26 protein-coding genes are annotated in these 25,786 nt (G+C 68.3%); 14 read left to right on the top strand and 12 right to left on the bottom strand.

The window, feature by feature from the left end; translation table 11 throughout:
* Window positions 1–8: 8 nt before the first annotated feature.
* Window positions 9–1,568 (bottom strand): RecQ family ATP-dependent DNA helicase, encoded by a 1,560-nt coding sequence (locus ABD333_RS23990; protein ID WP_344544700.1) that lies wholly within the window; start codon window positions 1,566–1,568, stop codon window positions 9–11.
* Window positions 1,569–1,609: 41 nt separating this feature from the next.
* Window positions 1,610–2,035, bottom strand: coding sequence for a ChaB family protein (locus ABD333_RS23985; protein ID WP_344544306.1), 426 nt, complete (start codon window positions 2,033–2,035; stop codon window positions 1,610–1,612).
* Between the two features lie 243 nt (window positions 2,036–2,278).
* Here ABD333_RS23985 and ABD333_RS23980 point away from each other — a divergent pair, with 243 nt between their 5' ends.
* Together ABD333_RS23980 and ABD333_RS23975 are read left to right on the top strand one after the other, a co-directional pair.
* Window positions 2,279–2,464: a hypothetical protein gene (locus ABD333_RS23980; protein WP_344544304.1), complete on the top strand. Its 186-nt coding sequence runs from the start codon at window positions 2,279–2,281 to the stop codon at window positions 2,462–2,464.
* A 17-nt stretch (window positions 2,465–2,481) separates the two neighbouring features.
* On the top strand, window positions 2,482–2,961 hold the full coding sequence (locus ABD333_RS23975) for a hypothetical protein (protein ID WP_344544302.1): 480 nt from the start codon (window positions 2,482–2,484) through the stop codon (window positions 2,959–2,961).
* A 13-nt stretch (window positions 2,962–2,974) separates the two neighbouring features.
* On the opposite strand, the gene ABD333_RS23970 is transcribed toward ABD333_RS23975, so the two are convergent.
* The 5 genes from ABD333_RS23970 to ABD333_RS23950 all read right to left on the bottom strand — a co-directional run bounded on the left by ABD333_RS23970 (window position 2,975) and on the right by ABD333_RS23950 (window position 9,115).
* Entirely contained in the window at window positions 2,975–3,907 is a 933-nt protein-coding gene (locus tag ABD333_RS23970; RefSeq protein WP_344544698.1) for a PfkB family carbohydrate kinase, read from the bottom strand.
* 323 nt (window positions 3,908–4,230) lie between these two features.
* Entirely contained in the window at window positions 4,231–5,889 is a 1,659-nt protein-coding gene (locus tag ABD333_RS23965) for a Na+/H+ antiporter (protein ID WP_344544300.1), read from the bottom strand.
* Window positions 5,890–5,892: 3 nt separating this feature from the next.
* The gene (locus ABD333_RS23960) at window positions 5,893–6,897 is read right to left on the bottom strand and encodes a DNA topoisomerase IB (protein ID WP_344544298.1); all 1,005 of its coding nucleotides are present in this window, start codon (window positions 6,895–6,897) and stop codon (window positions 5,893–5,895) included.
* Window positions 6,898–7,066: 169 nt separating this feature from the next.
* A complete protein-coding gene (locus tag ABD333_RS23955) occupies window positions 7,067–8,476 on the bottom strand; it encodes a hypothetical protein (protein ID WP_344544296.1) in 1,410 nt (469 codons plus the stop codon).
* Between the two features lie 255 nt (window positions 8,477–8,731).
* The gene (locus ABD333_RS23950; protein ID WP_344544294.1) at window positions 8,732–9,115 is read right to left on the bottom strand and encodes a hypothetical protein; all 384 of its coding nucleotides are present in this window, start codon (window positions 9,113–9,115) and stop codon (window positions 8,732–8,734) included.
* Between the two features lie 335 nt (window positions 9,116–9,450).
* On the opposite strand from ABD333_RS23950, the gene ABD333_RS23945 reads away from it, so the two are divergent.
* The 3 genes from ABD333_RS23945 (at window position 9,451) to ABD333_RS23935 (ending at window position 12,547) form a co-directional block, all read left to right on the top strand.
* Window positions 9,451–9,951, top strand: a complete 501-nt coding sequence (locus tag ABD333_RS23945; RefSeq protein ID WP_344544292.1) for a SigE family RNA polymerase sigma factor — start codon at window positions 9,451–9,453, stop codon at window positions 9,949–9,951.
* Window positions 9,944–11,116: a hypothetical protein gene (locus ABD333_RS23940; protein ID WP_344544290.1), complete on the top strand. Its 1,173-nt coding sequence runs from the start codon at window positions 9,944–9,946 to the stop codon at window positions 11,114–11,116. The genes ABD333_RS23945 and ABD333_RS23940 overlap by 8 nt, the downstream gene beginning before the upstream one ends.
* A 240-nt stretch (window positions 11,117–11,356) precedes the next feature.
* The gene (locus tag ABD333_RS23935; RefSeq protein ID WP_344544288.1) at window positions 11,357–12,547 is read left to right on the top strand and encodes a cation:proton antiporter; all 1,191 of its coding nucleotides are present in this window, start codon (window positions 11,357–11,359) and stop codon (window positions 12,545–12,547) included.
* A gap of 18 nt (window positions 12,548–12,565) precedes the next feature.
* Here the strand turns inward: ABD333_RS23935 and ABD333_RS23930 are convergent, their stop codons facing one another.
* Entirely contained in the window at window positions 12,566–12,694 is a 129-nt protein-coding gene (locus tag ABD333_RS23930) for a hypothetical protein (RefSeq protein WP_344544286.1), read from the bottom strand.
* Window positions 12,695–12,718: 24 nt separating this feature from the next.
* Here ABD333_RS23930 and ABD333_RS23925 point away from each other — a divergent pair, with 24 nt between their 5' ends.
* Window positions 12,719–12,883, top strand: a complete 165-nt coding sequence (locus ABD333_RS23925) for a hypothetical protein (protein WP_344544284.1) — start codon at window positions 12,719–12,721, stop codon at window positions 12,881–12,883.
* Between the two features lie 411 nt (window positions 12,884–13,294).
* Here the strand turns inward: ABD333_RS23925 and ABD333_RS23920 are convergent, their stop codons facing one another.
* Genes ABD333_RS23920 through ABD333_RS23910 form a run of 3 tightly spaced genes read right to left on the bottom strand, consistent with a single transcriptional unit; the run spans window position 13,295 to window position 16,383 of the window.
* Window positions 13,295–14,797 (bottom strand): tripartite tricarboxylate transporter permease, encoded by a 1,503-nt coding sequence (locus ABD333_RS23920; protein WP_344544282.1) that lies wholly within the window; start codon window positions 14,795–14,797, stop codon window positions 13,295–13,297.
* A 3-nt stretch (window positions 14,798–14,800) separates the two neighbouring features.
* Window positions 14,801–15,397, bottom strand: a complete 597-nt coding sequence (locus tag ABD333_RS23915) for a tripartite tricarboxylate transporter TctB family protein (protein ID WP_344544280.1) — start codon at window positions 15,395–15,397, stop codon at window positions 14,801–14,803.
* Entirely contained in the window at window positions 15,394–16,383 is a 990-nt protein-coding gene (locus ABD333_RS23910) for a Bug family tripartite tricarboxylate transporter substrate binding protein (protein WP_344544278.1), read from the bottom strand. Before ABD333_RS23910 ends, ABD333_RS23915 begins: the two co-directional genes overlap by 4 nt.
* 193 nt (window positions 16,384–16,576) lie before the next feature.
* On the opposite strand from ABD333_RS23910, the gene ABD333_RS23905 reads away from it, so the two are divergent.
* From ABD333_RS23905 to ABD333_RS23880, 6 genes are all read left to right on the top strand, one after another.
* On the top strand, window positions 16,577–18,160 hold the full coding sequence (locus ABD333_RS23905) for a sensor histidine kinase (protein WP_344544276.1): 1,584 nt from the start codon (window positions 16,577–16,579) through the stop codon (window positions 18,158–18,160).
* A complete protein-coding gene (locus tag ABD333_RS23900) occupies window positions 18,157–18,837 on the top strand; it encodes a response regulator (RefSeq protein WP_344544274.1) in 681 nt (226 codons plus the stop codon). The genes ABD333_RS23905 and ABD333_RS23900 overlap by 4 nt, the downstream gene beginning before the upstream one ends.
* A gap of 216 nt (window positions 18,838–19,053) precedes the next feature.
* Complete coding sequence (locus tag ABD333_RS23895; RefSeq protein ID WP_344544272.1) at window positions 19,054–19,323, top strand: WXG100 family type VII secretion target; 270 nt, start codon at window positions 19,054–19,056, stop codon at window positions 19,321–19,323.
* A gap of 137 nt (window positions 19,324–19,460) precedes the next feature.
* Complete coding sequence (locus tag ABD333_RS23890; protein WP_344544270.1) at window positions 19,461–20,948, top strand: hypothetical protein; 1,488 nt, start codon at window positions 19,461–19,463, stop codon at window positions 20,946–20,948.
* A gap of 19 nt (window positions 20,949–20,967) precedes the next feature.
* Entirely contained in the window at window positions 20,968–21,249 is a 282-nt protein-coding gene (locus ABD333_RS23885; RefSeq protein ID WP_344544269.1) for a hypothetical protein, read from the top strand.
* Between the two features lie 117 nt (window positions 21,250–21,366).
* Window positions 21,367–22,053 (top strand): pentapeptide repeat-containing protein, encoded by a 687-nt coding sequence (locus ABD333_RS23880; RefSeq protein WP_344544268.1) that lies wholly within the window; start codon window positions 21,367–21,369, stop codon window positions 22,051–22,053.
* A gap of 390 nt (window positions 22,054–22,443) precedes the next feature.
* Here the strand turns inward: ABD333_RS23880 and ABD333_RS23875 are convergent, their stop codons facing one another.
* On the bottom strand, window positions 22,444–23,271 hold the full coding sequence (locus ABD333_RS23875) for a hypothetical protein (protein ID WP_344544266.1): 828 nt from the start codon (window positions 23,269–23,271) through the stop codon (window positions 22,444–22,446).
* A 461-nt stretch (window positions 23,272–23,732) separates the two neighbouring features.
* On the opposite strand from ABD333_RS23875, the gene ABD333_RS23870 reads away from it, so the two are divergent.
* A complete protein-coding gene (locus tag ABD333_RS23870) occupies window positions 23,733–24,293 on the top strand; it encodes an EF-hand domain-containing protein (RefSeq protein WP_344544265.1) in 561 nt (186 codons plus the stop codon).
* Window positions 24,294–24,329: 36 nt separating this feature from the next.
* Window positions 24,330–25,541: an alpha-hydroxyketone-type quorum-sensing autoinducer synthase gene (cqsA, locus tag ABD333_RS23865; protein ID WP_344544263.1), complete on the top strand. Its 1,212-nt coding sequence runs from the start codon at window positions 24,330–24,332 to the stop codon at window positions 25,539–25,541.
* Window positions 25,542–25,786 lie beyond the last annotated feature (245 nt).

Genomic DNA, 25,786 nt, shown 5'->3' with positions numbered 1-25,786 from the left:
AGTGAGCCTCAGCCCTCACGCGTCAGCAGATCGTGGTCGAGCACAGCCTCGACAAGGAGCTCCTTGTATCCGGCCTCGTCGAAGAGAACGGTGACGCGGTCGTCCTCACCTGCGACGATCACTCCCTCCCCCCACTCCCGGTGCCGGACGCGGGTGCCCATCGGGAAGACCTCGTTCTCGGCGCGCTGCTCGGCGTGACCGGCCAGGCAGACATCGCAGTGCCCGCAGGGCCGTTCCCTCGGCTCGCCGAAATAGCGCAGCAGGAAGCGCCCCCGGCAGTCTTCCAACTCGCAGTAGCGGCGCATCATGTCGATCCGCGTACGTTCCACCGCTCGGCGCTCGTGCGCGAGCCGGAGCGCGTGCGCAACGATCTCTTCCGTGGCGGGCGCGCCGGGGAAGGGTTCGATGCGCTTGCCGATCCGGACCGCCCCCGCTTCGTGCAGCAGGTCGAGCAGCGCGGTGAGCCGCCGGGCCGACACTCCGGCGCGTTCGGCCAGGTCGCGCCGGCTGATCGGGCCCTGGGCCACCGTGTCGCAGATGGCCGCCAGCGTGTCCTCGGCGGGCAGGCCGCCGGTGAAGAAGCGCGGCAGGGCCAGGTCTTCCAGCCGGTAGAAGCAGATCGCGTCGGCCTGGTTCCCGTCCCGCCCGGCCCTGCCGATCTCCTGGTAGTACGAGTCGAGCGAGTCCGGCACGTTCGCATGCAGGACGAACCGGACATCCGCCTTGTCGATGCCCATGCCGAAGGCGTTGGTGGCGACCACGGTCCGCAGCTCGCCCGCCATGAACGCCTCCTGCACCCGGTCGCGTTCACTCCGGGACAGTCCTGCATGGTAGGGACGTGCCGAAGGGATTTCATCGGCGTACTGGACGGCGTCCTTATGGGTGGCCACGTAGACGATGCCCGGCCCCTTCAGGTCGGCCGCCGCCGCTACGACGGCCTGGTGTTGTTCGCGGGCGTCATGGAACGTCCGTACCGACAACCGGATCTCAGGTCGGTCGAATCCACGGACGATCTCAGCCGCGTCACGCAGCCGGAGGCGTTCGACGATCTCCTTGCGCACCGGTGGAGCGGCGGTCGCGGTGAGCGCCGCCACCACTGGCCGCCGGGGCAGCGCGTCGAGCATGGGCCCGATCCTGAGATAGTCCGGACGAAAGTCGTGACCCCACGCCGACACACAATGTGCCTCGTCGACGGCCACCAACCGCGGCGGGGCCTTCCGTAACATCTCCTGAACGTCCGGCCGCACCAGCTGCTCCGGGGCCAGGTAGAAGAAGGCCTCGGCGCCGCGGCCCAGCGCGTCCAAGGCCTGCGACCGCCGTCCGGACGCCGTGGAAGCGTTCAACGCATAGGCCTGCGCGCCCCGTCCGGTCAGCCGCAGAACCTGATCCCGTTGCAGCGAGACCAAGGGCGAAACCACCACGGCCGAGCCGCCCAGAACCGCGGCTGCGATCTGGTAAACGGCCGACTTCCCACCGCCGCTGGGCATCACAACGAGCGTGTCTCGCCCCTGGCAAAGGTGTCTCAGCGCCTCACGCTGCCCCGGCCTCGCCTCCTCGAGCCCCAGCAGCTCCTTGGCGGCTTCGGCGATGCGCTGATCGAGCCGGGTGTTCAGGAGCGTGCCTTGGCGGTGTCACGGCGATTGGCCTTCTCGATCGCCTTGACCAGCTCGTTCTTGGTCATGCTGGAACGCCCGGAGACACCCAGCCTCTTGGCCACGTCATAGAGATGCTGCTTGGAGGCGTTGGCGTCCACGCCGCCGGCGGTCTTGCGCGAGGTGTTACGGCCGCCCTTGGCCTGCGCGTCCGAAGGCCCCTTGGCGCCTCCGGCCTTGGGCTCCCAGTGGTCACCGACCTTCTCATGCGTGTGCTTGAGCGCCGCGTAGGCGACGCGATGCGCACGCTCGCCCTCCCCGTACTCCTCGACCGCGGAGTCATGCGCCTTGGCGAACGTGCGCTGCGCCTTGGCGTCCGACCGTTGGATGGTGTCGGGCAGCTCACCCTTCTTGACCTGGCCCTTGCTCCCGGTCATGGGCATTTTCCTGCTCCCTCCGATGAGACTTCCGTGCGCTGGAGGAGGTACCCGTCGCCCAAGGAAATCCACGTCCGTCGACCAACTGCACCGGCCACGAGGTCACGCCCAACACTTGCCAGCCCGCGCCTTGAGCCCGCCGACCCGCAGGTATCGGGCATTACATAACCCTCTACTCGGACAGGGAATTACCCACGCGAACAGGGGTAGGCCCTGGAGAGAACGGCCAAGGCCATGGAGGTGGACACGATGCCGCGGCCAGGAAGCCACAAGTACGACATCGAACGTGCGAGGACGCGAAAGCGCCTGGAGAACGAGGGTGTCGCGACAGACCGTGAGGCCGGTCGTCTCGCCAACGAGCAACTGGAGCAGGACGAGCACAACCGTCCGCGCAAGGTCGGCGAACGTGCGGACGGCCCCAAGGGCGAGCGCTGACGCGCCGGGGAGTGAGCATGGTTCGTAAGAAGGTCGAAGGCAACGAAGAGCAGCGCCGCGCGGCCGCCCGGGAGGCCCGCCGAGCCGGGGAGGCGCCAAGCGCCCGCAAGGTGACGACCGGCGCGTCCAAGCAGAAAGGTCACCTGTCCGGCGGTGGCTCACCGACGCACGAGCAGCGACTCAACGCCATCCACCAGGGCAAACAGCAACACCAACCGGGGCCCGCCGATGCGCCAGGCGACACGGAGCCGGCGGTGACGTACTCCGGACGAGGCCGCCCCGGTTACACCGAGAAGCACGAACGCGTGTTCCAAGCGGTCGCCCAAGCCGCGGACGGCATCACGTTGGACACGGCGGCCCGCGAAGCCGGACTGCCCAAGGACGAGACCCGCACGCTCCTGCACGACCTGATGGAGGTCCACGGTCTGGTCACCGAGCTCCAAGGCGTGGACGCCCCCGACCTCGGCCCCAGATACGAACTCCGCCCCAGCTTCTGAACCCGCCGGGGGGTCAGCTCTCGTCCAGCAGACGCAGATACCAATCAAGAACGGCCTGCGAGAGGTCGGGGCGTCCGCCGGGATGGCCGACGGTCGCGGCGGCGGCAGCGGTGGCCAGCCTCGCCGCTCCGGAGACCGAATCCCCGCGTGCGAGCGCGGCCGTGAACCCGGCAACGAACGCGTCACCGGCGCCGGTCGTATCCACGACAGGCGTATCCACCAGCGGCAGAACCAAGTGGCCGCCTTCCCAGACCACCACGTTCCCGAACGGATCGATGGCCAGCGCCACCACGGACAAGCCGTCCTCGATCAGTCTCCTTGCGAGACGCAACGCGGCGTCGACCGAGTCGATGGGAGCACCGGCCAGCAGTTCGGCCTCATGGGCGTCGGCGCGCAGGGCGAAACACGCCTCCAGCAGCTCACGACCGCCGTCGGCGGGCACCCCGTCCAAGATGACCCGGGCACCGGCGTCTCGGGCGATATCGACAGCGGTCCGTACAGCCTGGATTGGCTGTTGCAGTTGAACGCACACCCATGACGCCTGGGCCAGCACCGCCCCTGCAGCCCGTATGTCGTTCTCGCTGAGCAGCACTTCATCCGGCAGATCCTCCAAATACCGCCACTCACCATCGCTGTCGACGATGTCGATGATGAGACCGGTCGACGCACCAGAACGGCGGATGACCCCCGACACATCGATGCCGTCCCGCCGGGCCTGGCTGCAGAGCGCGTCGGCGACCGCGTCCTCACCGATCACGCCGACCAGGGCGACCGGCACTCCAAGCTGCGCCAGCCCCACCGCCTGGTTGGCCCCCTTGCCGCCGAGCATCTCCCGCCGTCGGCGCACCGGAACCGCCTTGTGAGCCTCGGGCGTCTCGTCCACGACCACGACCAGGTCGCGCGCTATCTGCCCAACGACCACGATCCGCTCTGGCCTATCGTTCATGATCCCTCCGCTGCGGATGTGCCCGCTCCACAGCCTCCTACGCAGCCGACACCTCAGGCCCCACCCCACCACGAGCCGCGCCCTACACGGCCGACCTGCGGCGTCACCGCCAGGTGCAGCCTCCGCTGGGGTGCGGCTCAGCGGCACGCCGCTAAGGCGGGGCCTCAACTCCAGTGCGGTACGGCCTCACCGTTAGGGGCCAGTGGCTCATCGCCGGTGCGCTCCAGTGCGGGTGCGGCCGCGCCCTAGGACACCGGCCACCGCCAGGTGCGGACTCAACGTAAAGGGGCGCGCCTACCGCTGTGGCGGCCGATCGCCGGGCCTTAAGGGCGTGGCATGCCGTTGGGGGCCTCGACGGCGTCTGGGGGTGGGACGGCGGTGATTTCTGGGCCTGCGGGCATGCCTGGTAGCCCTGCCGTACGCAGGTCGATTCGGTGCAGGATTACGTCGGCGGCTTGCGGGTCTACGCCGGGCTCGGCTCGTGCCGTGAGGACCTCGTGCCGTGCGGCGGTGAGCATCTCCCCGTAGAGCTCGCCCATCTCGGTGAGGCGCCGACGCCGTTGTTCCAGCTGGTCACTGGTGTCGGCTGGCAGGCGTTCCGGGGCGATGGTGGCAAGCTTGGCGCGCTGGCGCTGCCGCAGTGGTTCGACGATGTCCGCAGGAACGTCACGTTGACGCTCGACCTCGTCGAGGTGGTCGAGTGCCGCGACGCACGCGCGGACGGCGACCTCACGTTCGGCGTTCGCGGCGGCCTGCTCTCGTACGCCGAGCACACGGACGAGCGCCGGCATTGTGAGCCCGGGCAGGATCAGGGTCGTCACGATCACGGCGCAGGCCACGAAGACCAGTTCGGAACGGGCCGGGAACGGGGTGCCGTCGGAGGCCGCCAGCGGCATCGCCAGCGCGAGTGCCAGAGTCGCGAGACCGCGCATGCCGCAGCAGGTCATCAGCACCGCCTCGCGCCAGGAACGAGGAGCGTGCTCGCCCGCGTCGGAACGGATTCGGCGGCCGATGAGGGCGCTGTGCAGCAGAAGCCACAGTGCTCGTACCAGCACGATGATCAGGCAGACCGCGCCCGCGTTCAGCAGCATGTCGCCGAGCCGCGACTGGTTGTCCTCCAGCGCGACACGAAGCTCCAGACCGATGAGCCCGAAGGCGACACCGGTCACGAGCAACTCCACGACCTCCCAGAAGGCGCGGCCGGACAACCGCTCGGCGTAGTCGGCCTCGCTGCTCCGATGGGCGAGATAAAGGGCGATGACCACCACGGTGATGACGCCCGAGGCCTTCAGCCGGTCGGCGAGCAGATAACCAGCGAACGGGACGACCAAGGTCAGGGCGCTGCGGGCCATGGGCTGCCCCAGCCACCTCATCGCACGCCTGGTGATCCAGCCGATCGCGAGCCCGAGTGCCACCGCCGCCACCGCGGCGTACGCGAACAGCATCAAGGCCTCAGGTGCGGACATCCTGCCAGTGACCTGCGCCGCGACCGCCACCTGGAACACGATCAGCGCCGTGGCGTCGTTGAAGAGCCCCTCGGTCTTCAGCACGGTCAGCAGCCTTCGCGGCATGCGCAGCGGCCCCGCCACGGCCTCCGCCGCGACCGGGTCGGGCGGCGCGATGACGGCGCCCAGCGCCACCGCTGCGGCCAGCGTAACCCCCGGCACGACCGCCCACACGGTGACAGCGACCGCCGCAGTGGTCACCAGGACCAACAGGACGGCCAGCGCCAGGAGACCGCAGAGATGCCGTTTGCACACCGGCCACGACAGGCGGTGTGCGCTGGCATAGATCAGAGGTGGCAGGAACAGCGGAAGGATGAGCTCGGGGTCGATCCTCACGTGCGGTACGGCCGGTATCAGGGCAAGCCCGAAACCCAGCAGCGTCATCAACACCGGATAGGGCCGTCCTAGGCGTGGTGCCACGGCGACCAGGGCGATGGTCGCGAGCATGAGCACGACAACGATCGTCAGCGTGTCCATTGGTCAGCCCTCGCGAAGCAGATCGACGACGGCGGCCTCGAACGGCCCCCACGTGGCCGGCTGCCCTGGCCCCGAAGCCACGCCCAGGTAGGGCAGCGCGTCCCGTACGGTCACGCCGCGTTCGTACGACTCGACTACGCGCGGATCGATGTACGAGGCGCGGCAGACGGCCGGGGTGTTGCCGAGGTACTCCGAGACCTCCCGTACCACCCGAGTCACCGCCCTACGTTCCCCAGGCGCCGATACCGCGAGCCCCACCGCCGCCAGGACGGTGGCGTTCCACGTACGAAAGTCCTTGGCGCTGAACGGGCCTCCGGCAATGTCCTTCAAATAGGCATTGATCTCGGCGCTATGGACCGGATGCCAACGTTCGCCCATGCGGTAGCCGAGCAGCTCCCCGTCAGGGCCGTGCATGAGCCCCCGTATGACACGGCACACCCGAGGGTCAGTAACAGCCATCCGGCGGTCCCGTCCGGATTTGGCGCGGTAGTGAAACTGCACGGCCCCTCTCGTACACCGCACATGCTCATGCCGCAGTGTGGCCAGACCATAGGAACCGTGCTCCGCGTAACGTTCGCCACCCACCCGGAAGAACGCCACGTCCAGTAGCGTCACTGCAGCGGCCAGGACACGCTGCCGTGCCAGGCCCCGTCCGGCCAGATGGGCGTCCAAGACAGAACGTACGCCGGGCAGTCGTTCACCCAGCTGCAACGCCCGATCGAACTTCGTCCGGTCGCGTTCCGTTCGCCATAGCTCGTGGTACCGGTACTGCCGCCGGCCCGCCGCGTCCGTACCCACCGCTTGGATGTGCCCCCAGGGATCGGGACAGATCCAGACGTCGTGCCAGGCCGGAGGCAGCCCGAGCCCGGTGATCCGCGCCAGCTCCGCCGGATCGTCGACCGGCCTGCCGTCCGGATCGAGATAGCTGAAGCCGTCACCGCACCGCAGCCGCCTGTACCCAGGAAGGTCCAGCCGACTGCGTGAAAGCCGATGGTCCAGGACCGTCACGTCTGCTTCCCCCCGAAATAGCGTCCGTCCAGGTCACCGGCACGAATCCCTACCCATTTCGGGACAACGACGTACAAAATGTGAGGGCAATCACGCCGTGACGGCAAGGGCCGGCGCTAAGGAGCCACCAGCTCCTCCGCACCGGCCCTGACCGACCTGGCTATGCCCCTCAGGGCGTGACCGTGAGATGGGTGCGCGTCTCGGTGCCGCCCAGGCGAGCGGAGATATAGGCGCTTTCCGGCGTCTCGACCTTCAGCGAGGTCGCCTCGAACGTGGCGGACGTCGCACCGGCCGGAATGATCACCGAACGCTGGACATTGAGAACGCCGCCGCTCGGGTCGAGCCAGATCGTCGTGTCGACGTCCGACGGGCCCGCGAGGGTGACCGTGCCCGTGAACGAGGTGCCGCCCTTGACCGACGCCGGCAGGCTGAGGCCGCTGAGTCGCGGATGGATGGTGATCGGCAGGGAGGCCTTCGCGCCCAGGACGGTCGCTTCCAGTCCGGTACGGGTCGTCCTCGTGACATCAGCGGTGCGGAGGCGGAAGTAGGCGGTGGTGCCGCCCTCGGAGATGTGGTCGGTGGTGTTGTCGAGCGTGATGGCGGGGTCGCCGTCCTTGACCTTCAGCTCCACACTGAGGCCGCCCACAGGCGCCGGATTCGCGAGGACGACCCGATAGGACAGGTCGTGCTGCAGCCCATAGAGATCACCCGGCTCCGCCGCGTGAATCGAAACGCCCTGCGTACCGTCGAACGGCGGGATCAGTACCTTCGAGGCCTTCAGCGTCCGCGTGCCCAGCGTCACCGAGATCGTGACCTTGGTGTTCTTGGTGACCGGACGGACCTGGATCCTGCCGATGTCACCGCCGTACGTCCCGGCAGGGAAGAACGCCGTCGAAGGCACCGTGATGGCCGGATTGTCGGACGCCACCTTGACGGTCAGCCCGCTGGCCGGAGCCGGGCCGGTGAAGTGCGGGTTGACGCTCACGCTGTTCGGGTCGGAGTGCGGTGGGATAGAGACGCTCTTCAGCCCCGGATTGACGGTGACATCACGGCCAACGGACCGCCCGCCATGGCGAGCCGTGACCCGCGCGACGTACTGGCTTCCCTCGGCCAGCTTGGCGGTCAACACCACATTCGCGCTGGAACGTCCCGCAGGCACAGTGACAGACCCCGGCACCGCCAGAGAAGGACGATTCGAGCTCAACGCGACCCTGGTGGCGGTACGCGGAGCACAACTCAGGCTCACCTTGCCCGTCAGTTTGTCTCCGGCGTACGCCAAGCCAGGCGCGGTGAAGCCGGACAGCACCGGCCGACACGACGGAGTAACCGCAAGCTTCGCCTTACGGCGAACCTTGCCAAGTGACGCTTCGACCGTCCCGCGCTTGGTGACAGCAGTCGGAAACGTCCTGATGGTAAACCGCGCCGAAGTTGCCCTCTTCGCTACACGGACACTCGCCGGGACCTTGACTCCCCGGAACCCCTTCAGCCGAACACTGACCGACTTGCTCGTCCTACAGCTCAACGTGACGGTGCCAGTGACAGACCCGCCACCCACAACCGTGCCCTTGGACAAACTCAACTTCTTCAACGTAGGCCGACAAGCTGCAGCCGACGCACCGCTAGCGGGCCCAGGCACCGAGACAAGAGCCGCCGCCAACGCTGGCACGACAACCAGAACGCTTCGCTTCATAGGGTTTTCTTCCGCAGAGATCGTTAAAAAGGACCCCTATTGAAGCAGAACGCCCCCTAACCCAGAGACCACCGCCACGATCCAAGTCACCCGCCGACCGAAAGCCCACGCCTGTTCCCTCCTGGGACAGGCCACGACGATGGCTCACTCCACAGTGAAGGCGGCTAGATCGGGCGGCGACCAAGTGTCCAGCTCCATCACACGGATGTCGATGCCTGCCAGCGACAACAACCTCACATGATGACCTGTCCGCTGATCACCGGTGGCGATGACGACGGTGCCGGTGTCGCCGCGTTCGGCGTGCTCCAAGGTGACCCTCAGGTCGGTGCCGTCACGCAGCGCCGACAGCATCCTCCACTCATCGCCAGAACGGCCCCAGATCGGCGCGGCGATCGGGAACACCGGGTACAGAGGGCACGGGACCTGTACCGAGTAGACGGGCGGCTCCCCGGACAGGCCACGCCATGCAGGGACGGTCTCCACGCCGCCGCCCGGCAGCAGCGTCGACACCCGCTCGCCGTCGCACACAGTTCCTTGCCCGTCGGACACACACCGCCACAACAAGTACTGGGTTGGAAAGGCGCCTTTTGCCTCCTGCCGAGCGAACGCGATCCGCCAATGCCGTTCCTGGACACCTCGTGTGACGCGGACCGTCCCCGATCCGAACCGCGGCTGCCGGTCGAGCAGAATCCCGATCGCGTGTCCTAGATGCAAGGTAACGGTCCCATCAGTGATACCTGTGTACGCGGCGTCCCACTCGTCCCCGTGACTCTCAATGATCCATCACCTCCGAACGAACCAAATCTCGCTTGGGTGCAGCGTTCCTGTGGGGTCGTGTGTCCTTGGGTGGTGGAGGTGCCGCTATGTCGGAGACCGAGCCGGTCCGATTCGACGAGTTCGTCGGGTACCGGATGCCGGCGCTCTTTCGCTACGCCTGCGTGCTTACCGGCAACCGGCATGACGCCGAGGACCTGCTCCAGGAGGCGTTGACCCGTACCGGCGCCAGCTGGTGGCGGGTGCGGCGCAAGGACAACGCCGAGGGGTACGTGCGGGCGGCCATGGTGCGGATCGTTGCGAACGGCCGTCGGACGGCCCGTCGAGAGCAACTGGTGGCGAGACCGCCGGACGTGGCGGTCGAGGACGAGGCGCTGAACCGGGTGACCACCGACGGGGCGTTGGACGCCGCGCTGGCCGCCTTGCCTCCTGGGATGCGGGCGGTTCTGGTCCTGAGATACGTCGACCAGCTCAGCGATGCCGAGATCGCCCAGGCACTCGGCTGCGCCCAGGCAACGGTCCGCAGCCAAGCGGCTCGGGCCTTGGCCAAGCTGCGAGCCACCCCAGATCTGGAGGAAGAGCATGGATGAGCTGGAACGCCGTGTCGCTGAGAGGCTTACCAAGCCCTTCGAGAACGTCGAGCCACCAGCGTCACTCGGCGTACGTGTGATCAGCCGTAGCGCGACCGTCCGTCGCCGTCGGGCAGGGCTCGCCGCAGCGGCGGTGGCCATCGTTCTGATCGGAGTGCCTGTTGCCGTCGCCCAGCGGCCGCAACCCTCTGACGACCGGACGCTAGCTGCCACCAGTACGCCCAGCGCCGGAAAATCAACAGCGTTTGCCTTGCCCGGTCGCACCGCACTCGCGGATCTGATTGACACACACTCGGCTGTTCGTGTTAAGCAGTCCCTGCCAGGAAACCAACGGTTTGAAGCGAAGGCGCTCGGGACCGATGGCACCGTGCTCGGCACCCCCCAACTAGGCCACGACGAAAACGACAAGCGCTCCACAGGTGTGTGGCGCGCCGGCCCGGGTGACGGCACTCCCACCCGTGTTGCTCCTACGAACCCCGATAAGCGCGCCTATCTGTGGTCCATGGCGGTCAATGACCGTGGCTACCTGTGGCCGGATGGCGAACGGCTCGCCTGCCTCGGACCTGGAGGCCAAGGCGGCGTACGCACCTTCCCAGCAGGATGGGGCGGCCGAGAGAACTTCTACGCCAACGGGCCGGTCTTCCTATGGAGCGACGAAGGCGCGGCTCTGGCCGTCGCTGACAGCTGCGGCGGCGCCCCCCGCACACTTTCCGTGCCCGGCGCACTCGTGGCGTTCTCCTACCCGCATGCCTTTGTCAGCTCTGACGGGACGCTCAAGCAGGTGGATGTTCGCGGCGGCGAGACAAGGAAATTGAATGCGGCGAAACCACCCCAAGAAGCACTGTTCGCCGCCAACGGCAACGTCCTGGTCTGGGCAGGCGATGAGTCGATCACCGTCCTCGAACGTGGATCTCAGCAAGCCCGCACCGTGATCCAGGGCCTTCCCCACGGCGACGACCCGAGTTACATGGGTCACCTCACCGTCGGCGAAAGGCTTGCCGTCTACTCCGCCGTCCCTTCAGAGGACGACGGAACCAGCGCCTCCGTGGTGTACGACCTGCGCACCGGACGAACGACCTCTCTGCCGGGCAAGGCATGGACCGCCGGCCAATGGCTCCTCTGGCAGGACGGCAAGGGTTACCAGCTCGCGAAGGTCAAGCTCTGATCCTCAAACGCGGTCGGAGAATCCGTGGCGTGCCAAACGCGATAGGGAGGGGGCGCAGAGTTCGACCGCTGCTAGCGCGCGTTCCCAAGGCTGCTATGTCTCCCCGCCGTCGCCGGGCCACTACATCCGGTGATTTCCCCTGCTCGTGGGTGCCATGTCTGGGTCCCGCGGCGTGATCTAGACCGCTTTCGGGGTAGAGGTTCCAGACGCCGGCCTGTTCGGACACGGATCGGGGGGAACGTGTCAGGCTCGTCGCAGAGCGCGGTCGTGGTCGTCATGGGGGCCGCGGTGCTGGCGCCCATCCTCGCCGACCGGTTGTCCCGCTGGGTGAGGGTGCCGTCGGTGGTGCTGGAACTGGCGCTGGGAGTGCTGGTGGGGCCGGTGGCGCTCGGCTGGGCCGCCGACACCGAACTCGTCGGAACGGTCGCGGACTTCGGCTTGGCGATGCTGATGTTCATGGCCGGGTACGAGATCGAGTTCCGCCGGGTGCGGGGGACGCCGCTACGGCTCGCGCTGGTCGGCTGGATGATCTCCCTGGCTCTGGGCCTGGCGACCGGATTCGTGGTGGACGGCGGAGGCGCCGCCTGGGTCGTGGTCGGCCTGGCGCTCACCACGACGGCGCTGGGCACGGTACTGCCGATCCTGCATGACTCGGGCGCGTTGGCGACGCCGTTCGGGTCGCGGGTGATGGCGGTCGGGGCGATCGGCGAGTTCGGTCCGATCGTGGCGGTCGCGCTGTTGCTGACCAGCGACCAGCCGTTCCGTACCGCCGTGATCCTGGTGGTCTTCGCCCTGATCACCGTGGCGGCGGGAGTGCTGGCGGTCGGGCGGCAACGGCTGCCGCACATCGCCCGCATGGTCGAGACGACCATGACGACCAGCGCCCAGTTGTCCATCCGGATCACCATCTTCGTGCTGGTGGCGATGGTGTGGGTGGCTGGTTCGTTCGGTCTGGACGTGCTGCTGGGCGCGTTCGCCGCCGGGGTCATCGAACGCCTGGCGCTGGAGGCGAGCGAGGCCTCGCCCGAGCATCGCGAGCAGGTGAGGTCGAAGCTGGAGGCGATCGGTTACGGCTTTCTGGTGCCGTTCTTCTTCGTGGTGAGCGGGGTTCGGCTGGATCTGGGCGCGCTGGCCGAAGACCCGTGGTCACTGCTCCTGGTGCCGTGCTTCTTGGGTCTGTTCCTGCTCGTTCGGGGCGGACCGGTGCTGGTGCTGTACCGGCACGACCTGGGGAAGGCCGACCGGGGCGCGCTGGCCCTGCTGTCCGCCACCGCGCTGCCGCTGGTGGTGGTCATCACCACGATCGGCGTGCAGGAGCACGCGATGCGGACCAGTTCCGCCGCCGCCCTGGTGTGCGCGGCAGTGGTGTCGGTGCTGACCCTGCCCCTGCTGGCGCTCGGCCTGCACCGCCGGACGGTCGAACGGCGCTGAGCCCCGTGCTCGGTGGGGTCACCGCGGCCGTCCGGCCGGGGCCTTCTGCAGGGCGCGGAAGTCGTGGAACCAGGGGCTGCGGCCGGACAACGCGCCGCGCGGCCGCACGGTGTAGCGGGCGTAGACGCGCGCAGGAAGTCGGCCCACTTCCGCTCGCTGAACGGCCTGCCGATGGCGGCCTTGATCACCTGCCAGGCCTTGGTGCCCTTCGGGAAGCCGTACTTGGCGGTGAACGAGACCGGGACCGCGTCGCTCATGTGCCGGCGCCAGAGCGGCATCAGCGAGAACTCGGTCACCAGGAACTTCTGGTCCGCGCGCATCCTCGGCAGGATGTAGTCGACGAAGGTCTTGGCGTCGCGCGAGGCGGGGACGTGCGGGTGGATGTCCACACCCTTGATCCCCGGCGTCCTGCGTACGAAGGCCATCCAGCGCTCGACCGCGGGCGTGCGCTGGGCAGGCTGGTGGATTCGGTTGAGCGCCCCCATGTAGAGCGCCGTGCCGCAGTTCACGCCGCAGCGTGCGCCGCGGAAGTTGATCACGTGCTTGGCGCAGAGCCGGCCGCCGCGGGCGTTCCCGTTTCCGCGCCGACGCGGGAGAACGGCTGTACGGCCGCGGCCGCGGTCAGCACGATGATCGAAAGTCGCCGGAACATGCGGATCATGCTCGTGCCGGCGCGATCACGCGGTCAACGCGTGTGACCGACGGGGGTGAGCGAAGGGTGGTCTGACCGGCGGAAACGACCTGATCTCAGGCCCGGGTCTTCGGCGCACGCGTCCGGGCGATCAGGCGGCGGAGCAGGGGCCAGGCCAGCAGGAGCACGATGATCACGTAGATCGTGACCGACATGGGGGAGTTGACCAGGCCGGTGAGGCTGCCGTCGCTGAGCTGCAGCGCGCGGCGCATCTGCAGTTCGGCGCCCGGCCCGAGGATCGCGCCGAGGATCGCCGGGAGGACCGGCAGCCCGAAGCGGCGCATCGCCAGGCCGACCAGGCCGATCATGAAGAGCACGATCAGGTCGACCGTGTCGCCGCCGACCGCGTACGCTCCGACGCTGGCGAAGAACAGGATCCCGGCGTACAGGTACGGCCGCGGGAGGCGCAGCAGCTTCGCCCAGACCGGCGCCATCGGCAGGTTGATCACCAGCAGCAGCACGGTGCCGACGAACAGGCTGGCGATCAGGCCCCAGACCAGGTCGGTCTCGCGTTCGAACAGCAGCGGGCCGGGCTGGATGCCGTACTGCTGGAAGGCCGCCAGCATGACCGCCGCGACCGCCGTGGTCGGCAGGCCGAGGGTGAGCATCGACACCAGCGTCCCCGCCGCCGAGGCGCTCGCCGTGGACTCCGGCCCCGCGACGCCCTCGATCGCGCCTTTGCCCCATTCGTCCTTGTGCTTGGAGAGCCGCTTCTCGGTCACGTACGACAGGAAGGTCGGGATCTCCGCGCCGCCCGCCGGGACGGCGCCGAACGGGAAGCCGATCACCGGCCCGCGCAGCCACGGTTTCCAGGTGCGCTTCAGATCGGCCCGCGACAACCATGGGCGGCCGACCGGGATCGGGCCCTGCGGCTTGTGCCGAAGGTGCGCGGCGACCCACAGCGACTCGCCGACCGCGAACAGCCCGACCGCGACGATCACCACGTCGATGCCGTCCGCCAGATGCAGCGTCCCGAAGGTGAGCCTGGACTGGCCGGTCACCTGGTCCAGCCCGATCAGCCCGACGGTCAGCCCGATCAGCAGCGAGGCGAACCCGCGGACACGGGACGCGCCCAGCACCGAGGTGACCGCGATGAACGCCAGCATCATGAGCGCGAAATAGTCGGGCGCGCCGATGTCCACCGCGACGGAGGCGACCGCCGGGGCCAGCAGGACCAGCGCGGTGGTGCCGATCATGCCGCCCACGAAGTGCCCGATCGCGGCGGCCGCCAGCGCCTGGGAACCGCGCCCGGACTTGGCCATCGGGTTGCCCTCGATCGCGGTCACCACCGCCGCGCTCTCGCCCGGCGTGTTGAGCAGGATCGAGGTGGTCGAGCCGCCGAACATGCCGCCGTAGTAGATCCCGGCGAACATGATGAACGCGGCGGTCGAGTCGAGCCCGTAGGTGACCGGCAGCAGCAGCGCCACCGCCATGGCCGGGCCGATGCCGGGCAGGACGCCGATGGCGGTGCCGAGGATCACGCCGATCGCGGCGAACAGCAGGTGCGTCGGGGTGAGCGCGGTGCCGAAGCCGTCCAGCAGATGGGTGAACGCGTCCATCGGCTACAGCACCTCCATCAGCGGGCCGCCGGGCAGGGGGACGCCCAGCAGCCGGTCGAACACGAACCAGGTCACCAGCGACAGCCCGGCCGCGATCAGCGGGTCCCGCCCGAAGCTCCGGCTGCCCAGCGCGTACACCGAGCCCCAGAACATGATCGACATGGAGATCGGGAAGCCGAGCGGCTCGATCAGCGCCACGTTCGCCAGGAACGCGGCGGCCAGCATCAGTACGGTGCGCCAGTCGGCGGGGGCGTCGAGGTCGACGTCCTCGCCGCCCTCCGCCTGGCCCTTGCCGCCGCGCAGCACGTCCACCGCCAGCAGCACGGCCACCACGGCCAGCGCGCCGCCGACCAGCAGCGGCACCGCCTCCGGACCGACCGGGCCGCGCTGGGCGAAGTCGTCCGGGATGCGCAGCGCGTCGGTGATCACGAGCGCACCGAGGATCAGCAGCCCCGCGCACAGGCCGAGCTCGGCCCGGCCGCGCCACCAGGGCCGTCCGGTCATGGGGCCGTTCGGGCCCGCGGCCGTGGGGCCGTTCGGGCGCGCGGCCGTGGGGCCGTTCGTGGACGCGGTCATGTCGCCGTTCGTGGGCGTGGTCATGCCAGCCCCAGCTCCTTCAAGATCGAGGCGACCCGGTCGTTCTCCGCCTTCAGGAACGCGCCGAACTGGTCGCCGGCGACGAACGCGGGGGTCCAGCCGTTGGTGCGCAGGGCGTTCTGCCACTGCTCGGTCGTCTGCAGCCGCGTCCACAGCGCGATCAGGCGATCGCGTTCGCGGTCGTCCAGGCCGGGCGGCGCGACGATGCCGCGCCAGTTGCTGAAATCGACGTCCAGTCCCGACTCCTTGAGCGTCGGCGCCGCGATGCCGGGCACGCGCTTGGCACTGGTCACCGCCAGCGGGCGCAGCTGGCCGGCCGCGATCTGGTCGCGCGTCTCGCCCACGCCGGTCACGCCGAAGCCGACCTTGCCGCCGAGGACGGAGGCGGTCAGCTCGCCGCCGCCGTCGAACGGCACGTAGTTGACCTCCTTGGGCGCCACGCCCGCCGCCCGCGCCATCAGCATCGGCGCCAGGTGGTCGGGGCCGCCGGGCGAGGAACCGCCGCCGACCGGGATCGAGCGGGGCTTGGCCTTCCACGCCTTGATCAGTTCGCCGATGTTCTCGTACGGCGAGTTCTTGCCGACCACGATGATGTCCGGCTCCTGGGTCAGCCGTGCGATCGGCGTGGTGTCCTGGAGCGAGGACGGCGAATGGTTGGTGTAGACCGACCCGACCACGCCCAGGCCCATCGACATCGCCAGCCGGCCGTTGCCGCGCTCACCGACGATCCGGCCGAGGCCGACCGTGCCGCCCGCGCCGGGCAGGTTGAAGACCTCGATGTTCTTGCTGAGGTCCGCCTCCTCCATGGCCTTGACGGCCGTGCGCGCAGTGATGTCGTACCCGCCGCCGGGCGAGTTCGGCACCATGACCCGCAGGCCGGGGATGCTGGTCCCGGTCTCCTGGTCGTCGCCGCCCGACACCAGCGGGGGAACGAGCAACACCAGCAGCGCCGCGGCGACCAGCGCGGGCCAGGCTCGGTACTTGTTCATCCGGGTGACACCTCAGGGAAACGGCGGTGCGATGTGGGCTGGCGCACAGCATGCACGACATTCGGGCCACACTTGCCCTTTCGTGCCTATCGCTACTTTTGGTCATTTAACTCACGCGTTGTGGGCCGGATCACACCGTGCGCGAGGGCACACTGACACAGAACACGGGGGAGGTCTCGGAGGGGAGGAACGCATGGGACCTGCGGGTTCGCTCGCCCGGCGGCTGCTGGCCTGGCAGCTGATGATCGTCTTCGCGCTGCTCGGCTGCGTCGCGGCCTTCTCGATCGTGCACACGGGCGTGGTCTTCCGCGACACCGAAGGCCGCAAACTGCTCGCGGTAGCCGAGAACGTCGCCGCCACCCCCGGCGTCCGTGCCGCCCTCGGCTCCACCGACCGCGACTCGCTGCCGACCTTCGCCGAGAGCGCCCGCGGCCTGTCCGGCGCGGACGCCGTGATCATCACCGATGCGCAGGGCCGGGTGCTGGCCTCGCCCGACCCGAGCGGGCCGGGGACCGCGCTGCCACTGGGCGCCAGCACGGCCCGGGACGGCCGGGCCTGGGTCGGCGAGGTGGACGGCCGGCTGGCCGCGCACGTACCGGTGATCGGTGACCCCCTCCCGCCCGCTCCCACGCCGAGCGCCGGCCAGACGCGCGTCATCGGGATCGTCGCGGTGACCGAGGCGATGCCCGGCTTCTGGGAGGGCATCGCCAACTCACCGCGCACCGTCCTCGCGCTGCTGATGATCGCCACCGTGCTCGGCGTGGCCGGCTCGTTCCTGGTGGCCTCCCGGGTCAAGCGGCAGACGCTGGGACTGGAACCCCGCGAGATCACCGGGCTGATCGAACATCGTGAGGCGTTGCTGCACGGCATCAAGGAGGGTGTGATCGCGATGGACCGCCACCACCGCGTCACGCTGGTGAACGACCGGGCCCGCGAGCTGCTCGCGCTCCCGTCCGGCTGCGTGGGCGTGGCGGTGGACGACCTCGACGTGAACGAGCGGCTCCGCGACGTTCTCGCAGGCCGGGCTGAGGGCACCGACCAGATCGTGCTGCGCGCGGGCCGCGTCCTGGTGCTCAACCGGCTGCCGGTCCGCGCGGGCGGCCGCCCCATCGGCGCGGTCGCCACCCTGCGCGACCGTACCGAGCTGGCCGCGCTCCGCGAGGAACTGGCCGCCTCCTCCCGGACGACCGACACCCTTCGCGCCCAGGCGCACGAGTTCACCAACCGGCTGCACACCATCGCCGGGCTGATCGAGCTCGGCGAGTACGACCAGGCCCGGCAGTACGTGGACCTGGTCAGCCGCGCGCACGACGACTGGTACGACCAGGTGACCGCCCGGATCGGCGACCCGGCGGTGGCCGCGCTCCTGATCGCCAAGGCGAGCCTGGCCGCGGAACGAGGCATCGGCGTGCGGCTGGCCCCGGCCACCCACCTGGATCAGGTGGACGAACGGTTGTCCGCCGACCTGGTCACCGTCGTCGGCAACCTCGTCGACAACGCCCTCGACGCGCTGGCCGGTGAGGAGGGCGACTGGGTCGAGATCGACATCCATGCCGACCCCGACGCGGTCGTGGTCGTGATGCGCGACTCCGGGCCCGGTGTCGCGCCCGAGATCGCCACCGAGGTGTTCCGGCGCGGCTTCACCACCAAGGCCGCACAGCACGGGCAGCGCGGCCTCGGCCTGGCACTGACCCGCCAGATCTGTGTACGCCGCGGCGGCTCGGTGGACGTCCGCAACTCCGCGGGCGCCGAGTTCACCGCCATACTGCCGACATGATCCGGGTGCTGGTCGTGGACGACGACTTCATGGTCGCCAGGGTGCACAGCGGCTATGTGGAACGGACCGCCGGCTTCACCGTGGCCGGCGTCGCGCACACCGGCGCCGACGCCCTGCGCGCCGTACGCGACCTGGCCCCCGACCTGGTCCTGCTCGACATCTACCTGCCCGACCTGGACGGATTGACCGTGCTCCGCGAGCTCCGCGCCGACCCGGCCACCGAGCACATCGACGTCATGGTGATCACCGCCGCCCGCGACGTCGGCACGATCCGCGGCGCCCTCCGCGGCGGCGCGCTGCACTACCTGATCAAGCCGTTCTCCGCGACCGCACTGCGCGAGCAGCTGGAGCACTTCAGCGCCCTGCACCGCCGATTGCACCAGCTGCCCCCCGCCGAAGCCGCCGCCCAAGAGGACGTGGACGTGATGTTCGGGGCGCTGCGCACCACCAGGGCCCTCCCGAAGGGCCTCAGCGAACAAACAGCCGACCTGGTCGAACAGGCCCTCCGCGCCCACCCGGACGGCCTGTCGGCAAGCGAATGCGCCCAAGTCACCGCACTCTCGCGCCCGAGCGTCCGGCGCTACCTGGAGTACTTCGCCGCGACCAACCGCGCCGAGGTCCGCCTCCGCTATGGCGGCACAGGCCGCCCCGAACGCCGCTACCACTGGCGCCCCTAACCCACCGCAACCTCCACCCCATGGACCGCGTGTTTCTGGCATGTGCAATGGGTCTGGTTGGGTCGGTTATGGCCGCGTAGCCTGTGCGCTGATGCCACACACGTCCCAAGCCTTCACCCGTGCGGTTTCGCCCAATCCGGTGCCTCAACCGTGCACTGGATTTCGTCGGCCCGGCACATCGGACGTGATCGCAGATTCTCAGCGGAGGGAACCCTCGTGAGCGACAAGCGTGGCGCCAGCATTGGCGCTCTTGAAGATCTGTCGCGGATGTTCAGCAGGCATTCCAAGGATCTGGACGCTTTGATCAAGGATCTGAACGGCCGGACGGTGTCGAGTACGGAGATCTGGTGGGGTCCTGGTGCGGACCGGTTTCGGGCTGCGTGGATGGAGGCCAGAGCCGCGTTCGACAAGATGGCGGTCGCGTTGGAACAGGGCGGCCAGGACATCAAGCGTTCGCAGCAGAACATCGAGGCGGCCACCCGCTGACCGCACCGTGGTGCACCGGCGTGAATGCTTGAGTCTTCGCGCCAGGGGCCGCTCCCTCCACGTTCGTTCCTGCGGCGAAGGCGGAGCGCGGTGAACACCCTTCGCGCCCCTGCTAACCGGCGCGCGGCGGTGGCTTGATGGGGAGAGCTGACCAGGCGGCGGCGCGGTTGCCTCAGGTCAAGCAGCTGGCCGAGCAGCATGGGAACGCGTTGCGGTCCTCGTTCGGGCTGTTGCTGGAGGGCGCGTTGGTCGGCCCGGCCGCCGACCGGCTCCTGGAAGACCTGGCCGAACGGCACCGCGATGTCCGCGCCTGCTTCTACACGGCGTTCGATGCGGTGGAACGGGTGGCCGCGCAGGCCGATGGTGGCCCGCCACGTGTCAGTCAGCCCTACATTCCGGGACCACCGCGCGGTGGCCGCCGCGCGCCTGTGGACGTGCGCAGTGGCTCACCGGACGGGCTGCACCGGCTCGGTGTGGAGCTGGGCCGTGCGGGGCGGGAGTGGGAAGACGCCGGTGCCGCGCTGGCGCGGATCTTGGACGGTCTGGGATTGAACACCAGCCCCGGACATGACGTCCGGCGTGCCGGGACCTGGGTGGCCGGCCGGCAGCGGGATGTGCATCGGCGACGTGATGAGTTGCTCAAGGCCGATCAGGAGGCGGCGGTGCAATCGGCCATGGGCGTGGTGCGGGGTCTGGCCGCCGGGCTCGGGCAGGACCGTCGCAACGGAGTGCTCAAGTACGCGCTGAAGAAGACCTGGCATGACTACACCCACCGGTATCTGGCGGGGGTGTGGGACGGCAGCAAGGACCTGGGGCTGTACGCGCTGGCCAGCAATCCGGCGACCGCGCCTGTTTACATGATGACCGACTGGGGCGGCTGGGTGCGGCGGGGGCCGGTCGGCCAGGCCAAGGGCCTGGCCCAGGGCGCGCAGCACCCGGTCGAGTTCGGCAAGGCGATGGTCAACTGGGACCTGTGGAAGAAGGACCCGCTGCGCGCCTACGGAACCATGGTCCCCTCCATCATCATCGGCGCCGCCACCATGGGCACCGGCTCGGGCAGCGGTGCCGGCAGCCGCCTCGCCGCCGCCATCAGCAAGGCCAAACTCAAGGATGGAATCGATGCGCTGCGCACGGCTGGGCCCGGGGCACACGGAGTCCAACGACACCTGGACCCAACTGACGATGAGCTGAAGAGAAGGCTGGGTACGCCAAAGTTCAACGCTGACGGGTCACCGAAACTCAAGAATGGGTTCGTGGTGACGCAAGACAAGATCGACCCAATGACCGGAACGACGAAGGATGGAGTCACTGGGAAGCTGCACAAGGTTGGTCCTTATGCCACCAGGTTCAACGATCCGAAGACTTTCCAGCAGGCTGAGAAGTTGTTGCGCGAGCGCGCACTGAAGAGCGGCGACTATATCCAGAAAGCTCCGATCGAGGAGCTTCTGGGAAAGAATGGACACAAGCGTTTCACCGGCTATTACATCGATCCTCATAACCCAAGCAAGTATCTGCCCATAGATTTCAGGGCCGGCACCATTAAGGCGATCTTCAAGAAGGATGCGAACGGGAATCTGTACCCGTACACCATGTACCCAGATCCGGCCCCAGGAATGCACCCATGACTCGTTACCGGTATTCATCATGAATGAACAGCTGCAGAAGTTCATCGAAGTAGGCCTGCATGTCGAACAGGCCAATGACCTTGAAAGTATGAAAGAAGTCCTCGAAGCGGGCTCGGCTGACTATGCGGCGGCAGTCAAGGCGGGAATGCAGGAGCTGCTCGCCGAGCGTCCCTTTTCGGTCGGCGACTGGTTCAGTCGTACTTACGTCTCGTTTGACGACGAGGATGAACTGTATTCGTATCTGCAGGATGCCTATGACTACCTCTTCGAAGGAAAAGGCGAGCCGCCAGAGATCGATTGAGACACGACCCATCGAAGGGTTCGCCTGCCATCCTGAGCATTGATCTCGGCTTGGTTCTCGGGGTCCCGGCTTGGTCGCAAGCCATCCGGAGTGGTCAGGCAAGGTGGTCTTCTATCCATGAGCGGATACGGCATTTCTCGCGAAGGCGTACGGGCTTGGCCGAAGAATCCCGAAGCCGCGGCGGCATTGGAAAGCTATATCGACGATCTGAAAGCCTCCGCCGGCGATGTTGCGGAGGTACTCTCCGGCGAGATGATGGATCTTCGCGGAGCGGATCTCAGCCACCTGAGGCTCGACGGAGCCTTCTTGTTCAATACCGACCTGTCAGAAGTCCGGCTGGTCGGTGCATCCCTGGGCCGAGCGAACCTCAGCGGCACCATCCTGCGCAAGTCCGACCTGGCACGCGCCGATCTGACCAAAGCCGAATTGGTTGAATGCGATGCGCAACACGCCACGTTCGCCGGGGCGGCTCTTTTCGCGGCCGACTTCAGCGATGCCGATCTGCGCTTCGCGGACCTACGTAACACGATCGCAAACTCGTCATCATTCTTTCAAACCCGTCTCGACGGCGCCGATCTTCGGAACGCTTCGTTTCGCTTTTGCTATTTTGGCCATCAAGAAGCTGCTCCGACGGTAATGTCTGGGGCGCGCATCGCCAATTGTGCATTCGACGAAGCAAAAGGCTTTGTTCTCGGCCCGGTAGATATCGGCGACGATGAACCCAATCTGGTTGAAGGGGCCGCCCTGACATCCTGGTTCCACGCCAATGGCGCTCCCGAGACCACGGTCGTCGCGAGAGGCTGAGACCACGGCTGGACGACACCACGAACGGTGAGATCGTCGACCGTCTGTTCTTGGCCGTGGCGGAGAAAGCGGTGCGTACCCACGGTCCCTGTGCTATGGCCTGATCTACGGGCAGGGACGAGGGCTGGGGCGCGGCAGTGTCCTGATCGCCGCGCTGGTCGAGCAGGCGCGTTCGGGAGGAGTGGTCCGGCATGTTGGCGCCGGCCGCAACACGGAGAATCTCAACTGGTCACTGACAGCCGAGCTGACGGATGTGCTGGCCTGATTCCGCCCGCACGTGCGCGCGAACGGCGCCGCTGGCGTTGGTAGCGGCCACACATCACACCTGGAAGCTCGCTAGCCGGATGCGCCGCAAAGCGAGGCAGCCGTAACGTCGATCCACCCGTGCGTTCAGTGGTCCAGCGGGAGTTGGTCGCCGGTGGCGCCTATCTCCAGGCGTGCGTAGGCGGGGTGGTGCAGGCGGTGGTGGACGTAGATCTGGTCGGCCCATGGCGGGTCGAACGGGGTGAAGGCGCGAAGGCCCAGAACCCGGCCGATCGGCTTGTCGGGGTGGGCGGTGTTGAAGTCGGCGATGGCGGCGGCTTCGCCGATCTGCTCGATGGTGCCCGGCAGGTCGTCGAGGTAGCAGGTGACCCTCGGCAGCAGATGCTCGTGCGCGGGGCTGCGGAACAGGTCGAGGGCGGTCGTGGTGGAGGAGTAGTAGTCCAGATCCAGGCTGACGAAGCCGATCGGCTGGTCGCGTAGCAGCGATGCCCCGGTGTGGAGGTAGTGGGGCAGTGTCTCGGCTATGTCGCCGATTATCAGTTCGGCCGCGCCTAGGCGGGTGCGCAGCCGTTCGTGATCCATGGTGTAGAAGCCGGGGCCGAACAGGTAGGGCAGATCCCGAGGGTCGGTGGCGGCGGGCATGCCAACGCCGCCGTCGAAGCCGACCACCCGCACCGCCACGCCGGTGGCGGCCGTGTAATACCGGGCGTGCTCGGCCAGGGCCAGCAATCCGTTGCCTCCGGCCACCCCGAACTCCACCACCGTGACACCCCGATGCCCCAGCCGTGCGGCCAACTCGGTCGCCCGGCGAACGCCGTAGGCGTAATGCGGCCGCTCCACCAGCCCGAACCGGTACGCCGCGTCCACACCGCCTCCAGGCAGCCGCTTGATGAGCCGCCGCAGCAGTCGGTTGCGGGCGGCGTGCCGGGTGCCGGACTTCGACCAATCCCACACCACATCGGCCAGCCCGCCGACGGGCCGCCGACCAAACGGATGCCCCTTCTGGGCAGTCGTAGGTGAACCTCCAACCACCGCAGTGCTCTCCCTCCACGCGGCCAACAGCCGTCAGTGCCAGCCTTCCCGCCTGCATGAGGTGGTGGCATACCATTGGCGCCCCCTAGCCGGTTGTGGCCATCGACTCCGGGCCCATGGCGTCGACCACATCCGGTACGCGGGCGCAAGGTAGGCGTCCATGGACGCCGGTGCGCCGTGGTCATCCGGTAGGAAACCCACTTGTCTGTGCGGATCTCTGTTTGGCCCCCGCGACGCAGGGTGGCGGCTCCATTTTGGCTGCGTAGGGCAGGCAGGGGCTGGCTCCGGCGGGAAGCACGGCTGGCGGTTTGCAGGTAAAACGGATACCAACTCTTTACACAGAGTTAAGTTGTCACTACTCTCTGTATCTAGGCGTGTGGGAGATGGGAGATCTAGTGGCCAACGAGTTCTACTCCAGCAAGATCCGTAAGTTCTTCGACCTGCTCGATGACAACGGGGACGGTGTTCTCACCCTGGAGGACTTCCAGGATGCGGCGTCCCGGGTCTGTACGGCGTTCGGCTTCGCGGCCGGTGGGCCCGAGGAAGAGATGATCCACGGCGCCTACGTCAAGCTGTGGGAGGACATCTACGCCCCCATGGACGCCGACGGCGACAAGCGGATCGACTTCGATGAGATGCTCCAGGCGCACCAGACGACCATCCTCGACCCGCCCGACGGCTACGAGAAGGTACGCCCGGTCGCCCAGGCGTTCCTGGACATCGCCGACACCAACAAAGACGGCCGGCTCACCAACGCCGAGTACGTGCGGATGATGCGCGACGCGTTCCGCGTGCCCGAGGACGAGGGCACCGCCGCGTTCCAGGACCTGGACCAGCAGTCGCGCGGCCACGTGACCTACGGCGAGATCCACCGCGCCGTCGAGGGCTTCTTCTGTACCGAGACGCCCGACACCTACGGGACCACGATGTTCGGCCCTGTCTAGGCGACCCTGTCAGGATCGGCCGCCGGGGGAGGAACGATGGTGAACGCACGCCAGCGACTTGACGCGCGCATCGAGGACTTCCACGGCGGCCGGGTCCGGCGGACGTGGGGCGGCCGCCGGCTTCTGGACTCGCGAGCGCCGGGCCGCGACGCGATCGTGCTGACCAGCAACGATTATCTGGCGATCGCCGACCATCCCCAGATAGCCCAGGCGACGGCCGACCACCGGGACGGGCCCGTGCTGATGTCGGCGATCTTCCTGCGTGACGAACATCCGCAGCTACGGCTGGCGGCCGATTTCGCCCGGCACATGGGGACCGCGGCCGGGGTGCTGTGCCCGTCGGGCTGGAGCGCCAACACCGGGCTGCTCCAGGTCATCGCCGACAAGGATGTCCCGGTCTATATCGACGTGCTGGCGCACATGTCCCTGTGGGAAGGCGCGCGCGCCGCCCAGGCGCCCATCATCCACTTCCGGCACAACGATCCGGAGCACCTGCGGCGCAGGCTGGAGCGCAACGGATCCGGGGTGATCGTCGTGGACTCGGTCTACAGCACCGACGGGTCGGTCAGTCCGCTTGCGCAGATGGTCACGCTGGCACGCGAGTTCGGCTGCGTGCTGGTGGTCGACGAGTCACATTCGTTGGGAACCCACGGCGAACACGGCGCGGGCATGGTCGCCGAACTCGGGCTCACCGGGCAGGTCGACTTCCAGACCGCCAGCCTGGCCAAGGCGATCCCCGGCCGGGCCGGGCTCATCGTGTGCGATCGGCCCGAATTCACCGACTACTTCGCGTACACCGCGCTTCCGGCGATCTTCAGCTCGACCCTGCTCCCACACGACCTCGCCAGGCTCGCCGGGGCCCTGCAGGTGGTCCGAGACGAAGGCTGGCGGCGCGACCGCCTGCGGCACATCACCAGACGGCTGCGCACCGGACTCACCGACCTCGGCTACCACCTCGGCGACCACGCCACCCAGATCCTCGCGCTCGAAGCGGGCACCGAGGCCGACACCATGCTGCTGCGCGACAGCCTGGCGCGCCGCGGCGTCTTCGGGTCGGCGTTCTTCCCACCCGCCACCTCCCCCCACCGCACACTCGTGCGGCTGTCCCTGCACGCCGCCCTCACCGACGACGACATCGACCGGATCCTCACCACCAGCCAGGACATCCGCGGCGAAGTGGGAATGGCCGCCTGGCCCTCCACCCGCAAGAGAGCGGCCCGAAACTCCGGCGACGCCGATTCGCGGTAGCCCTCGATGAGGTCCGAACTGTCCCGGCGATGAGGCGGCCTGCGACAGCGCGGAGCCCTGCGTCCAGATGGGCGTCGGACGCTGTTCTGGCGAGCTGTCCTTGCTGGTGGCCGGGTCCGTGCCCAGGATCCTGACCGGTTCGATCGCCAGCGTTTCTGGCGTTCGCGTTCGTGTCCGTCTATCCGGTGGCGGAGCTCGCCTGTCTGGCGGGTGCAGGCGCTTGACCGCAGCGCGGCCCAGGGCGG

The sequence above is a fragment of the Actinomadura fulvescens genome (genome assembly GCF_039533225.1).
Classification (GTDB): domain Bacteria; phylum Actinomycetota; class Actinomycetes; order Streptosporangiales; family Streptosporangiaceae; genus Spirillospora; species Spirillospora fulvescens.
The sequence above is the reverse complement of the archived record's forward strand: the minus strand, read 5'-3'. Positions and strand labels throughout refer to the sequence as shown.

What these genes read in the sequence shown, in the direction of transcription:
- ABD333_RS23985 (WP_344544306.1), bottom strand. Translation starts at nt 2,035, where the DNA reads ATGCCCATGACCGGGAGCAAGGGCCAGGTCAAGAAGGGTGAGCTGCCC.
- ABD333_RS23980 (WP_344544304.1), top strand. Translation starts at nt 2,279, where the DNA reads ATGCCGCGGCCAGGAAGCCACAAGTACGACATCGAACGTGCGAGGACG.
- ABD333_RS23975 (WP_344544302.1), top strand. Translation starts at nt 2,482, where the DNA reads ATGGTTCGTAAGAAGGTCGAAGGCAACGAAGAGCAGCGCCGCGCGGCC.
- ABD333_RS23970 (WP_344544698.1), bottom strand. Translation starts at nt 3,907, where the DNA reads ATGAACGATAGGCCAGAGCGGATCGTGGTCGTTGGGCAGATAGCGCGC.
- ABD333_RS23965 (WP_344544300.1), bottom strand. Translation starts at nt 5,889, where the DNA reads ATGGACACGCTGACGATCGTTGTCGTGCTCATGCTCGCGACCATCGCC.
- ABD333_RS23945 (WP_344544292.1), top strand. Translation starts at nt 9,451, where the DNA reads ATGTCGGAGACCGAGCCGGTCCGATTCGACGAGTTCGTCGGGTACCGG.
- ABD333_RS23940 (WP_344544290.1), top strand. Translation starts at nt 9,944, where the DNA reads ATGGATGAGCTGGAACGCCGTGTCGCTGAGAGGCTTACCAAGCCCTTC.
- ABD333_RS23925 (WP_344544284.1), top strand. Translation starts at nt 12,719, where the DNA reads ATGGCGGCCTTGATCACCTGCCAGGCCTTGGTGCCCTTCGGGAAGCCG.
- ABD333_RS23920 (WP_344544282.1), bottom strand. Translation starts at nt 14,797, where the DNA reads ATGGACGCGTTCACCCATCTGCTGGACGGCTTCGGCACCGCGCTCACC.
- ABD333_RS23915 (WP_344544280.1), bottom strand. Translation starts at nt 15,397, where the DNA reads ATGACCACGCCCACGAACGGCGACATGACCGCGTCCACGAACGGCCCC.
- ABD333_RS23910 (WP_344544278.1), bottom strand. Translation starts at nt 16,383, where the DNA reads ATGAACAAGTACCGAGCCTGGCCCGCGCTGGTCGCCGCGGCGCTGCTG.
- ABD333_RS23905 (WP_344544276.1), top strand. Translation starts at nt 16,577, where the DNA reads ATGGGACCTGCGGGTTCGCTCGCCCGGCGGCTGCTGGCCTGGCAGCTG.
- ABD333_RS23900 (WP_344544274.1), top strand. Translation starts at nt 18,157, where the DNA reads ATGATCCGGGTGCTGGTCGTGGACGACGACTTCATGGTCGCCAGGGTG.
- ABD333_RS23890 (WP_344544270.1), top strand. Translation starts at nt 19,461, where the DNA reads ATGGGGAGAGCTGACCAGGCGGCGGCGCGGTTGCCTCAGGTCAAGCAG.
- ABD333_RS23885 (WP_344544269.1), top strand. Translation starts at nt 20,968, where the DNA reads ATGAATGAACAGCTGCAGAAGTTCATCGAAGTAGGCCTGCATGTCGAA.
- ABD333_RS23880 (WP_344544268.1), top strand. Translation starts at nt 21,367, where the DNA reads ATGAGCGGATACGGCATTTCTCGCGAAGGCGTACGGGCTTGGCCGAAG.
- ABD333_RS23870 (WP_344544265.1), top strand. Translation starts at nt 23,733, where the DNA reads ATGGGAGATCTAGTGGCCAACGAGTTCTACTCCAGCAAGATCCGTAAG.
- cqsA (WP_344544263.1), top strand. Translation starts at nt 24,330, where the DNA reads ATGGTGAACGCACGCCAGCGACTTGACGCGCGCATCGAGGACTTCCAC.